Annotated in this window: 12 protein-coding genes; 10 read left to right on the top strand and 2 right to left on the bottom strand. The window is 48.0% G+C overall.

Annotation, left to right across the window (positions count from 1 at the left end):
* The first annotated feature begins 135 nt into the window (after positions 1 to 135).
* Positions 136 to 372, top strand: a complete 237-nt coding sequence (locus DP_RS00715; RefSeq protein ID WP_011187387.1) for a FeoA family protein — start codon at positions 136 to 138, stop codon at positions 370 to 372.
* The gene (gene feoB, locus DP_RS00720; RefSeq protein WP_011187388.1) at positions 373 to 2,520 is read left to right on the top strand and encodes a ferrous iron transport protein B; all 2,148 of its coding nucleotides are present in this window, start codon (positions 373 to 375) and stop codon (positions 2,518 to 2,520) included.
* 51 nt (positions 2,521 to 2,571) lie between these two features.
* Here the strand turns inward: feoB and DP_RS00725 are convergent, their stop codons facing one another.
* Positions 2,572 to 3,579: a cation diffusion facilitator family transporter gene (locus tag DP_RS00725; protein ID WP_041277447.1), complete on the bottom strand. Its 1,008-nt coding sequence runs from the start codon at positions 3,577 to 3,579 to the stop codon at positions 2,572 to 2,574.
* Between the two features lie 150 nt (positions 3,580 to 3,729).
* Between DP_RS00725 and DP_RS00730 the strand changes: the two genes are divergently transcribed.
* Together DP_RS00730 and DP_RS00735 are read left to right on the top strand one after the other, a co-directional pair.
* A complete protein-coding gene (locus DP_RS00730) occupies positions 3,730 to 3,927 on the top strand; it encodes a hypothetical protein (protein ID WP_041277448.1) in 198 nt (65 codons plus the stop codon).
* Between the two features lie 26 nt (positions 3,928 to 3,953).
* Positions 3,954 to 4,784, top strand: coding sequence for an amino acid kinase family protein (locus DP_RS00735; protein ID WP_011187390.1), 831 nt, complete (start codon positions 3,954 to 3,956; stop codon positions 4,782 to 4,784).
* 57 nt (positions 4,785 to 4,841) lie between these two features.
* On the opposite strand, the gene DP_RS00740 is transcribed toward DP_RS00735, so the two are convergent.
* Entirely contained in the window at positions 4,842 to 5,201 is a 360-nt protein-coding gene (locus DP_RS00740) for a PilZ domain-containing protein (protein ID WP_083818918.1), read from the bottom strand.
* Between the two features lie 319 nt (positions 5,202 to 5,520).
* Between DP_RS00740 and DP_RS00745 the strand changes: the two genes are divergently transcribed.
* From DP_RS00745 to yciA, 6 genes are all read left to right on the top strand, one after another.
* Positions 5,521 to 7,032, top strand: coding sequence for an ABC transporter substrate-binding protein (locus DP_RS00745; RefSeq protein WP_173362836.1), 1,512 nt, complete (start codon positions 5,521 to 5,523; stop codon positions 7,030 to 7,032).
* A gap of 284 nt (positions 7,033 to 7,316) precedes the next feature.
* Entirely contained in the window at positions 7,317 to 8,294 is a 978-nt protein-coding gene (locus DP_RS00750) for an ABC transporter permease (RefSeq protein WP_011187393.1), read from the top strand.
* Positions 8,294 to 9,211, top strand: a complete 918-nt coding sequence (locus DP_RS00755) for an ABC transporter permease (RefSeq protein WP_011187394.1) — start codon at positions 8,294 to 8,296, stop codon at positions 9,209 to 9,211. Before DP_RS00750 ends, DP_RS00755 begins: the two co-directional genes overlap by 1 nt.
* A gap of 3 nt (positions 9,212 to 9,214) precedes the next feature.
* Positions 9,215 to 10,183: an ABC transporter ATP-binding protein gene (locus DP_RS00760; RefSeq protein ID WP_011187395.1), complete on the top strand. Its 969-nt coding sequence runs from the start codon at positions 9,215 to 9,217 to the stop codon at positions 10,181 to 10,183.
* Positions 10,184 to 10,253: 70 nt separating this feature from the next.
* Entirely contained in the window at positions 10,254 to 11,267 is a 1,014-nt protein-coding gene (locus tag DP_RS00765) for an ABC transporter ATP-binding protein (protein ID WP_011187396.1), read from the top strand.
* On the top strand, positions 11,267 to 11,713 hold the full coding sequence (gene yciA / locus DP_RS00770; protein ID WP_011187397.1) for an acyl-CoA thioester hydrolase YciA: 447 nt from the start codon (positions 11,267 to 11,269) through the stop codon (positions 11,711 to 11,713). The genes DP_RS00765 and yciA overlap by 1 nt, the downstream gene beginning before the upstream one ends.
* Position 11,714: the final 1 nt, after the last annotated feature.

Below are 11,714 nucleotides of genomic sequence, written 5' to 3' on the forward strand. Positions count from 1 at the left end.
TGATCTGCTCTCGGGAAGAGGTACGTTTTAGGCAAGCTAAACATTGACAGAGCCCGCTAAACACAGTATGTTTGCCAAACTCACTTACGAGGACATCCAGGCTCCATACACTATCAGTACCCCCGGGAGAACAGAATGGCGAAAAGCATACATCTTGCAAATATTTGTCATGGAAACACCTACGAAGTTTCAGGATTTGCCGACAGCGATTCAGATTACGCAGAAAAGCTCTTTAAGATGGGTTTTGTTGAAGGAACCGCCATCGAACTTGCTCCAGTAAACCTCAGCGACCCCATTATTATCCAGATACGGGGGAGCCGTATTGCCCTAAGAAAGAAAGAAGCCCAACAAGTTTTTGTAAGGAAAAAATAGATGCACAAAATAGGAAGGATTGCCATCGCCGGCGTTCCCAATTGCGGCAAGACAACCCTGTTCAACTCCTTGACAGGGGCAAAGCAAACGGTTGGCAACTGGCCGGGAGTAACCGTTGAAAAAGTTGAGGGTAGTTTTTCTTTAAGGGGAAGCAAGGTTGAACTTGTTGACCTTCCTGGAACATACAATCTCAGTCCTGACACAGAAGATCAAAAAGTTGCAGAGCGTGTTATTCGAGAGGGAGAATACGACCTCATCCTCAACGTTGTTGACGCCAGTAACCTTTCCAGAAATCTTTATCTGACCATGGATCTCAAGGAGAGAACAAGTCAGATAATTATCCTCCTTAATATGCTCGATGTTGCCAAGTCTGAAGGTATTGACATTGACGTAAATAAACTCAGCGAAGAGCTTGGCGTCCCCGTCATCCCAGTAATTGCCGTATGTCCAAAATCCGTGCAAAAAGCCGTCAAACGTGTAGAAATAGCGGCGGCAAAACTCCCCAAGCATGACTCGCACGCATCCCGCGCCGAGGTAATGGACACGGTCAAAAAATATGCCCATATTGATAAAATATATAATCTGATTGCAAAAGAGAAAAAAGACAAAAAAGATAGCATAACCAATAGAATAGACAATATTGTCATGAACCGCTTTGCGGCCATTCCAATATTTTTGCTCTCCATGTTTGTCACCTTTTGGTTTGCCATTGGGGTTGGCTCGGTTTTTATCGATTTTTTCGATATAATGGGCGGCCTCCTCTTTATTGAGGTGCCCACGGCAATGCTCAACACAGTACATGCACCCGAGTGGCTCATCGTTATGATTGCAGGAGGATTAGGCACCGGTTGCCAAACCGTTGCTACCTTCATCCCCGTTGTTTTCTTTATGTTTCTTGCCTTGGCCATCCTGGAAAATCTTGGCTATATGTCACGGGTAGGCGTTGTTGCCGACCGATTTATGCGCAAAATAGGCCTCCCCGGCTCTGCCTTCATCCCCATGATAGTAGGCTTTGGCTGTACAGTCCCTGCTATTATGGCAGCACGTACCCTGACGACAACACGCGACCGCTATATGACCATCTTTATGGCACCATTTATGTCCTGCGGTGCTCGTCTGCCGGTATACGCTCTCTTTTGTTCAGCCCTCTTCGGTGCATACTCCGGCCTTGCAGTCTTTATGATCTACATCACCGGGCTTTTTATGGCTATTCTGACCGGTTTTTTCCTAAAGAACACCCTCTTTAAGGGAGCCTCATCCCATTTCGTCATGGACCTGCCGCTCTATCACAAGCCCCAGGTGGGCGCTGTCCTGTTAAGCGCTTGGTTACGACTGAAAAATTTTATCGGCAAGGCAGGAGTCATTGTTGTTCTAGCAGTATTTTGTCTCAGCCTAGTCAACTCCGTTGGTATTGAAGATGGCAAAATGACCTTTGGCAATGAGGACTCACAGTCCTCCATTCTGGCCCATGCCGGCAAGGCTATTACTCCGATCTTCGAACCAATGGGTATCCAAAGAGATAATTGGCCAGCATCCGTTGCCCTCTTCACGGGCCTCTTTGCCAAGGAAGCTATCGTCGGCACCATTAACTCCCTCTATGCCTCTGTCGATATGACCGATCTTGCCGAAGCTACCACAGAACAGGCTCCCGCAAAACTCGACGTTGCAGGTTCAATCACTAAAGCCTTCACCTCCGTAGGAGAAGGAATGGTGGGAGTTGTCAGCTCTTTTGATCTATTGGGAATTGGCATTATCAATGAGGATCAAAAAACTATCAGCGAAGAGACGGGGGCAAGCACCGATGTCTACAAACATATCGCGGCAAACTTCACCGTTTTTTCTGCCTTTGCCTATCTCCTCTTTGTCCTGATGTACTTCCCCTGCCTGGCCGTGATCGGAGTAGCAAAACAGGAAATGGGTGGCTTCTACACCATGATAATGGCCACATACTGCACCATGCTTGCCTGGTCCGTGGCCACTCTCTTCTACCAAATAGCCGAGGGACATAATATTTTATACATCCTTCTGGCCTGCCTGATTCTGGCATCCGTATACGGTCTCCTTCACCTCATTGGCAAAAAAGAGAGAATCAACAAGGTCACTACCCCACCACCGCCACCCATGCGAAAACGCTGTTGCGGTCAATAGATACCGACACTCAAAAGTCCTCCTCTATGGAGGCCTTGGGCGTCACGTAGCCTACTCCATAACGTTCCCCGGCTCCTCGGGACTTAAAAACTCATCGAGCAACAGAACATTGCAACATTGGTAGTCTCCCTTCCGAATTATACAGTCCAGATAATCACAGGAGACACAGTAGGCTCGCCGGCAGGGATCAAGATGAAAACAGATCTCTCCCCTATAGTCATAATCCGCCATCAACCTTTTAGTGAAAATCTCCGATTGGATGTGTACCTCGGAAATATCCCAATATTCCGGCACCACCAGATGGGCATCAATATGATGAAAGGCACCCGAACGAAGAATACGGGCATGATGGACCTGAACTATCCCCGGGAAACGATCCCTTTTAACCAATTCAGCCAAATGAGAGATCAGCTCTTCATCCCTTGTATCAAGCAGGTCGCTAAAAGAGTCTCGAACGATTGAAAAACCCGTATAGGTAAGAAACAGGGCAACAACAATGGCGATGGCGGGATCAACCCAGGCCCATCCTGTCAAGAGATAGAGAAGAAGGCCGGCAATAACCCCCACACTTGTCCACAGATCAGATAAGACATGGGCACTACTGGCAAGCAGTGCCTTAGACCTGCTAGCCTTTCCAGCCCTTTTAAGATAAAGCCCCAAAAACAAATTCAAAAGACCGGCAAAGCCAATAAGCAGGAGTCCATACCCAAGCTCTTTTATCTCCTGCCCATAAAACAGGGCATTTACCGCCTTTACTAAAATTGCCAAGGCAGCAAAGGTAATCAACCCTCCCTCAAAGGCCGCTGAAAAAAACTCCATCTTGCCGTGACCGTAGGGGTGACGATCATCAGCTGGCTTCATGGCCATGGTAATGATAATGAGTGCCAACAGGGCAGCCACCACATTAACGGTACTCTCCGCAGCATCAGAGAAAATGGCCTGTGAATCTGAGACAATAAAGGCCGCGAACTTGCAACACATAATAAAAAAACTGGCCACCAATGAAACACGGGCGGCCTTCACCCTATCCTTTGAGTCTTGTCCTATTTTTTCTTCCACTAGCGAATCTCCCTCGACACCAAGCACCACTTCTTGATATTATATAGACTATAGTTGAAATTCATCAGAACTGTCCTTGCCTTACAGGTGATACTTCTTACAATAAACATATCATTTTAACAAAAAACAACATCTTTATGGAGGCTTGTCATGGCTGGAAAAATTTTTTACCGAGAACGACAAAAGGCTAAAGAAAAAACAAAAACCCCGCGCTATCGTATAATCGCCGTCAGTGGCGTTGACCTCAAGGTATATGGGGAGCATTTTCGCCAGACCGAGCTCAAACAAATTGCCCAGGCAGTGGGGGCAAAGCTCATAGCCCTTAAACGTGGCGAAAAGCACAGATAGCCAACAATATTTAACTGGAGAAGCCCATGGCATTGGTTCGAGAAAAAGACGGCAAAAGACTACACGTCAAAAGTTCTCTGATGGGAGAGAGTCTGGTCAGTAAAGAATTTATCAAAAACCTCGATATTGCTCCGCAGGAGCGGCTCTACCCCGATGTAGCTGTGATGAAGATTGGCGGACAATCGATTTGCGATAGAGGCACAAAGGCCCTACCAGGAGTCCTCAAAGAAATTGCCGCAAATCGCGCTGAGCACAAGATGCTCCTTACCACCGGTGGAGGCACACGTAGCAGACATATCTACACCATCGGTCTTGAGATGGGGATGCCCACGGGCGTTATTGCTAAATTTGGCAGCATGGTCTCAGAACAAAATGCCCTTATGGTAGCTACCCTGCTCTCACCTTGGGGAGGTACCCAGATTTCCCACTCCGATATTGTCAAATTACCCACATACTTCAAGGATGGAATCATCCCCGTCATGGCCGGCATGCCTCCCTATGATTATTTTGCCATCAAACCCAAGGTGGGACGTATCCCCATCCATCGCACCGATGTCGGCCTTATCATTCTCGCCGACCTGATCGGCTCCCGCAACATACTCTTTATCAAAGATGAAAATGGCCTCTACACGGATGACCCTAAAAAAAATCCCAAGGCCGATTTTATTGGGGAAATAGGAGCTCAAGACCTACTGGACAGTGGTCAGGACGATCTTGTCATCGAAAGACCATGTCTGGAAATCATTCAGAACAGTGAAGTTATTGATAAAGTTCAAATTATCAATGGCACAGTTCCTGGAAACATAACAAGAGCCTTAGCCGGCGAGCATGTGGGCACCTACATCCACAAACAATAAAAATAGGGGCGGGAAGAGAAAGCCCCTGCCCCTTTGCTTTAGCAGAGATGGCCCTGATCAGTTAATGCCCAGATGACCTTTAATTTCTCGCTCTGTCTCTTCAGGATCTTCAGCATTATAGACCAAAATATTCTTTATATGGCCAAGAGATTCCGGCGAGACGGAGGTAAAACGAAAACCAAGTCTCCCCTCCTTTACCCAAACAACATGGCCTACCACATCCACCACAAGGCTACCGCCACCAAGATGCATTTTCAGCAAAATATCCTCATCTTCCGGTAGGATTGCGGCTGTAACCAGCTGACAGCCTCCGAGGGCAAGGTCAAATATTTCATCCACAGGATATATCACCCCAGCCAGCGAAATTTCACCTGTTCCCCAAAAAAACATTCGGCTAAACCGACGCTTACCATCCATACTCTCCTCCCCTTTATTTTTTTTAAGGATACTTCGTAACAAATTCCCCGTTGCGAATACAGAAAAACAACAGCACAGATCTTAAACACATAATTTCAAATAGTCACTCCCCTGCATAATCAGCAAAGCATACAGCAAAACCCCTGATATCGTTCAACAGGCAAATAGATGAAAGCCATACATTAACATTGAAAATCATCGCCTAACGCAGTATACAGCCTAGAATGTCTTTTCTGCTAAGCCCTTTACTGACAGCTAAAAAACGAAATACAAGGAGAACAAAGTGAAAAAAATCGCCCTATTATTCTTGGCATCTTTCATGTTACTTACCGTAACAGCACAGGCCAAGACCATGAGGCTGGCAATGGATGCGGATCCAGTATCTCTTGATCCCCACGTCCAACTCTCAGGTGGAATGGTCCAATACTCTCACATGGTTTTCGATCCGCTGGTTCGTTGGACCCAGGACATGGAGTTCGAGGCACGTCTTGCCACAAAATGGGAACGTATTGACCCACTTACCCTCCGTATGCATCTTCGCCAAGGTGTAAAATTTCACTCCGGAAATCCTTTTACCGCAAAAGACGTTGCCTGGACCATCAAACGCCTCCAGGGCAGCGCTGATTTCAAAGCACTCTTTGAACCCTTCGCAGACCCCGTTATTGTTGATGATTACACAATTGACATCAAGACCAAGCAACCTTATGGCCTTACCCTCAACATGTGTACCTACATCTTTCCTATGGATTCCGTATTCTACAGTGGAAAAGATGAGAAGGGACGCGACAAGAGCCTTATCGTAAAAACTGACTACTCCTTTGCCAATGAATTCGAATCCGGCACCGGTAAATACCAGGTAATAGAGCGCGAACCAGGTCAGAAATGGGTTCTTAGAGCATTCCCACAATACTGGGATAAAAACAGTGGTAACATTGATGAAATCATCCTTACCCCTATCAGTGAAGATGCTACCCGCATGGCAGCACTTCTCTCCGGCGATGTAGACTTCATTATGCCCGTACCACCACAGGATTTCAAGAGAATAGAAAGCCAAAAAGATCTCCAACTTATCTCTCTTCCTGGTACCCGCATCATTACCCTGCAGATGAACCAGGAACGTCGCCCTGAATTCAAGGACGTTCGTGTTCGTCAGGCAATTGTCCTTGCGATAAACAATACAGGTATCGTTCAGAAGATCATGAAGGGCCGTGCTACCACGGCCGGACAAACCTCGCCCATGGGTTATGCCGGTCACGATTCAGCACTCCAGCCTCGCTACGACCTGAAGAAGGCCAAGTCCCTGATGAAAGCAGCTGGATATGAGAAGGGTTTTACCATCTCCATGATCACTCCTAATAATCGTTACGTCAATGACGATAAGATTGCTGAAGCAGTTACCTCCATGCTTGCCAAGATCAACATCAAGGTTGAGCTGCAGACCATGCCTAAGGCCCAATATTGGGATAAGTTCGATGCTCAGGTAGCTGACATTCAAATGCTTGGCTGGCACGCAGATACCGAGGACAGCGCCAACTTTTTCGAATTCCTCTATATGTGTCGCAACAAAGAGACCGGTTACGGACAGTACAATAGCGGCTCTTATTGTAATCCCAAGGTAGATGAACTTACCCTCGCCTCTCAAACAGAGACTGATCTTGTCAAGCGGGCGGAAGACCTTAAGGAGATTGAAAGAATTCTCTATAAGGACGCAGCAGGCATCACCCTTCACTGGCAGATGCTTTCCTGGGCAGCAAGCGAGAAGCTTACCAATGCAAAAGATATTGTTAATGTAATGAACTACCCATATTTCGGTGACCTCAATATGGACTAAACTCCTTGCAAAGACAAAACTGTTTGCAAACGTTACTGACGATTTTTGCACCTTAAATGGCCTGGTAAGATCCACTCTTACCAGGCCGTTTTCTGTAGCTAAACAGATATAAATCCCCTCTCCAAAAGCTACAATTAGAATTGCATGAAACTTTCAAAAAGCATAAGGCCTCCCGAGAAGGTTTTACACAAGCACTCACTCCACGGGAGCGGGAAAAATCAAGCGGGAAAGCTGAACGCAGCCTGTGCGGCACAGCATTTTTTGCAAAAACCAAATAAAAAACCATGATAGCATTCTTTATCCGCCGGTTCACTCAGGCCCTCTTCGTCATGCTCGTCATCAGCGTGATTGGTTTTGCCATCAAGCAAAATGTAGGTGATCCTGTCCGTGAAATTACCGGCGTATCCGTATCCGCTGCCGAGCGTGAAGCTCTACGTGAAGATCTTGGCCTCAACGACCCCTTTATGGTGCAATGGACCCGCTTTGTCGGCAAGGCCATCCAGGGAGACTTGGGCAACTCTTTTTATTTCAAAAAACCCGCCGTTGACGTCATCATGAGTAAGGCCCCGGCCACCATGGAGCTGGTTTTTTCCACCTCTATCCTGGTCATTTTTCTCTCTATTCCTCTGGGAATCTATGCCGCCGTCTACCCAAGGTCGACCCTCTCCCGTTTTTTTATGGGAGCCAGTATCGTTGGTGTTTCAATTCCCGTCTTTTTGACGGCAATTCTTCTTATATATGTTTTTTCTGTAGGGCTCGGTTGGCTTCCATCCTATGGACGAGGTGACCTGGTAGAAATCTTCCCCGGCTGGGAATCAGGGTTTTTCACCTTGGACGGCCTACGACACCTGGTCCTGCCGACCATATCCCTGACCGCCATCATGCTCCCCCTCTTTATCCGTCTCATTCGGGCAGAGATGCAGGAATCGCTGCAAACAGAGTATGTTAAATTTGCCCGAGCAAAGGGTTTAAAGCCAAGCCGAGTACTCTTCGTTCACGCCTTCAAAAACACCCTCCTCCCCGTTATCACCGTAGGTGGTGTACAATTAGGAACCCTTATTGCCTTTACCATTTTAACAGAAACGGTCTTTCAGTGGCAGGGAATGGGCTCTATGTTTATCGAGTCTGTAGAACGTGCTGATACCTCACTCATGGTCGCCTACCTGGTCTTTGTCGGTTTGATTTTTGTGGTGGTCAATACATTTGTTGACCTTATCTATGGTTTTGTTAACCCCACCATTCGCGTAGCAGGGAGGAAATAATGAGTAAGTTAAAACAGTTTAAAGAGTCTGATTTCCTCTACCATTTCCTCCGTGACCCTATGGCCCTCACCAGCTTTGCGGTACTGGCCATCCTTGTGGTACTGAGCTTTGGAGCGCCAATCCTCTCGCCCCATAACCCCTATGATCCGGCCAGCATTGACATCATGGACTCGGAGCTTCCACCTATTTGGCTAGACGAGGGAGATGCAAACTTCCTCCTCGGTACCGACTCCCAGGGACGCGGTATGCTCTCCACCATGATGTACGGTATGCGAGTCTCTATTCTCATTGGCCTCGGGGCGGTTATACTTCAATCCATCATCGGTATTATGGTCGGTTTGGTTGCCGGCTATAAGGGAGGGAAAATTGATACCCTCCTCATGCGAATGGCCGACGTCCAACTCTCCTTTTCAACCTATATGGTTGCCATTTTCTTCGGGGCAATTTCCCAGGGCATATTCGGCATGGGCTTTTATGAGCAGTACGCCATCCCCATCCTCATCTTCATCATTGGTTTTGCAGAATGGCCCCAGTATGCCCGTACCGTTCGTGCCTCAGTACTGGCTGAAAAGAAGAAGGAATACGTCGAAGCAGCCAAGGTTGTGGGCCTCAGCTCCAACCGAATCATGTGGCGCCATATCCTGCCCAATACCATGACCTCTGTTCTGGTCATCTCCACCGTGCAGGTGGCAAACGCCATCATGAGTGAGGCAGCGCTCTCCTTTATCGGCCTTGGTATGCCTGTAACCCGACCCTCTCTGGGCTCCCTGATTAAATCCGGTTTCGACTATATTTTCAGCGGCTCATGGTGGATCACCCTTTTCCCCGGTATCTGCCTTGTTGTTCTCATCCTCTCCATCAACCTACTTGGTGATTGGTTACGTGATTTTCTCAACCCAAAAATGTACAAGGAGTAGACAGTGAATAAGCATACACTCCTCTCAGTCCAAGGACTTAAGGTTGATTTCAAACTGAGAGAAAAAATATTTACTGCCGTTGATGGCATCTCCTTTGACCTTGATCGTGGCCAGAGACTTGGTCTTGTCGGTGAATCAGGGGCAGGAAAATCGGTTACCGGTTTTGGCATCATCAACCTGATCAGTAAACCGGGTTTCGTCTCCGGCGGCGCCGTCCTCTTTGAGGGAAGAGACCTGACCAAGCTAGGCCCCGAGGAAATACGACAAATTCGGGGTAACCGTATCAGTATGATCTTCCAGGATCCGATGATGACCCTGAATCCAGTGCTCACCGTCGGCACCCAGATGATTGAAACCCTCCTTGCCCATAAAAATATCTCCAAAAAAGAGGCTGAAGCAATTGCCTTGGAGAAGTTGCGCAAGGTGGCAATCCCCTCCCCGGAAAAACGTTTAAGTCAGTACCCACACGAATTTTCAGGTGGGATGCGTCAGCGTATTGTTATTGCCATTGCCCTGCTGACCTCACCGTCACTGATCATAGCCGATGAGCCCACCACCGCCCTTGATGTAACCATCCAGGCAGATATCATGGAACTGCTTCTTGAGCTCTGCGAATCCGAAAATATGGCCCTGATCCTCATCACCCACGATCTTGCCGTTGTCTCTCAGGTAGCGGAACGGGTAGCTGTAATGTATGCGGGCAATATCGTTGAGCTAGCCTCCACCAAAGACATCGGCGTACGACCTCAACACCCATATACCAAGGGGCTACTGGCGGCTCTACCACAAAATGTTTCCCGCCGAGAAAGACTCAATCAGATTCCTGGCTCAATGCCAAGTATCACCAGCAAATCTGTTGGCTGTGCCTTCCATAAACGTTGCTCCTACGCTGAAGACATTTGCAAAACAACAGTGCCCCCTCTTGAGCTCAAGGCAAGTGGCGCAAGCGTTGCCTGTCATCTGGTGAAGTAGGTAGGATGGGCATCGACTCTCTCTGATGTCCATCACCCTTTTCCCAAAAGACGAAAACAAAGGTTATGGTATGAAAAAAGATACTCTTGTTAGCATCCAAAACGTAGTCAAACACTTTGACATCTCAGGTGGTTTGCTTGAACAGATACGTTTTAAAAATAATAAATTCGTTCGTGAACAGAGCGTAGTTCACGCTCTCAACGGGGTGAGCCTCGATATTGGTCGTGGCAAGACAGTCAGCGTTGTTGGTGAATCCGGTTGTGGCAAATCCACCCTGGCTCGATGCGTTATTCGCCTCTATGAGCCAAATGGTGGTCAGATCATCTATGATGGCAAGCGGATAGACAACCTCAGTCACAAGCATATGGCGCCCTACCGAACACGAATGCAGATGGTCTTTCAGGACCCCTACTCCTCGCTCAATCCCCGCATGAGCGTTGCCCAGATACTTGAAGAACCGATCCGTTTTCACAATCGCTCCTACACTGCAGGCGATGTCACCGATAAGGTTGCAGAGGTTATGCAGCAGGTGGGAATTGATCCGCTCTGGCGTAAACGTTTCCCCCATGAATTTTCAGGTGGACAGAGGCAACGCATTGCCATTGCCCGGGCCCTGGCCGTTGATCCTGAGTTCATTGTGGCCGATGAACCCATTGCCGCCCTCGATGTCTCTATCCAGGCCCAGGTACTCAACCTCCTCATGGACCTTCAGCAGGAGCGGGGACTGACCTATATGTTTATCAGTCACGATCTCTCTGTGGTAGAGCATATTTCCAATGAGGTGGCAGTAATGTACCTCGGCACTCTCTGTGAATTCGCCGAGACCGAAAACCTCTACTCCAATCCACGTCATCCCTACACCCGAGCCTTGCTCTCAGCAATTCCGCAATTTGGCCAGAAGGGTTTTCAGCATCTGCGCCTGCAGGGCGATGTACCAACCCCCATAGACCTGCCATCCGGTTGTGTTTTTCATGGAAGGTGTCCCTATGCGGATAAACGATGTCGAACCGAAATGCCCATCATCAGACGACTCGACTGCGGATCACAGGTCGCCTGTCATGGCGTTGAAGAAGGAAGAATCTAATGGAAGAACAGCCCTATGCCCCCGCTGGTGAATTACTGCTACGCACTCTGGCCATGCCCTCTGACACAAACCCCAATGGTGACATCTTCGGTGGTTGGATTATGTCACAGATGGATATTGCCGGTGGTATTTTAGCCAAGGAGATCAGCTGTGCCCGTACAGTCACAGTTGCCGTAGACAGTATCGTTTTCATTAAACCGGTAAGCGTCGGCGACGTAGTCTGCTGCCATGGCAAGGTAATTCATATCGGCACCACATCGATGAAAATAAATTTGGAGGTCTGGACAAAAAAGACCTCCGCATCCGGTACAGCCCACGCCCATGAACGTTTTTTAGTTACCAAGGCAGCCTTTACCTATGTGGCCATCGATGCCATGGGAAAAAAGCAGGTCATTGACAAGGAGAGTCCCTGCTTTCAGGAGTTTATGCAAAATCTCCCCCTATAAT

The organism is Desulfotalea psychrophila LSv54 (assembly GCF_000025945.1).
GTDB classification, from domain to species: domain Bacteria; phylum Desulfobacterota; class Desulfobulbia; order Desulfobulbales; family Desulfocapsaceae; genus Desulfotalea; species Desulfotalea psychrophila.

What these genes read in the sequence shown, in the direction of transcription:
- DP_RS00715 (WP_011187387.1), top strand. Translation starts at nt 136, where the DNA reads ATGGCGAAAAGCATACATCTTGCAAATATTTGTCATGGAAACACCTAC.
- feoB (WP_011187388.1), top strand. Translation starts at nt 373, where the DNA reads ATGCACAAAATAGGAAGGATTGCCATCGCCGGCGTTCCCAATTGCGGC.
- DP_RS00730 (WP_041277448.1), top strand. Translation starts at nt 3,730, where the DNA reads ATGGCTGGAAAAATTTTTTACCGAGAACGACAAAAGGCTAAAGAAAAA.
- DP_RS00735 (WP_011187390.1), top strand. Translation starts at nt 3,954, where the DNA reads ATGGCATTGGTTCGAGAAAAAGACGGCAAAAGACTACACGTCAAAAGT.
- DP_RS00740 (WP_083818918.1), bottom strand. Translation starts at nt 5,201, where the DNA reads ATGGATGGTAAGCGTCGGTTTAGCCGAATGTTTTTTTGGGGAACAGGT.
- DP_RS00745 (WP_173362836.1), top strand. Translation starts at nt 5,521, where the DNA reads ATGTTACTTACCGTAACAGCACAGGCCAAGACCATGAGGCTGGCAATG.
- DP_RS00750 (WP_011187393.1), top strand. Translation starts at nt 7,317, where the DNA reads ATGATAGCATTCTTTATCCGCCGGTTCACTCAGGCCCTCTTCGTCATG.
- DP_RS00755 (WP_011187394.1), top strand. Translation starts at nt 8,294, where the DNA reads ATGAGTAAGTTAAAACAGTTTAAAGAGTCTGATTTCCTCTACCATTTC.
- DP_RS00765 (WP_011187396.1), top strand. Translation starts at nt 10,254, where the DNA reads ATGAAAAAAGATACTCTTGTTAGCATCCAAAACGTAGTCAAACACTTT.
- yciA (WP_011187397.1), top strand. Translation starts at nt 11,267, where the DNA reads ATGGAAGAACAGCCCTATGCCCCCGCTGGTGAATTACTGCTACGCACT.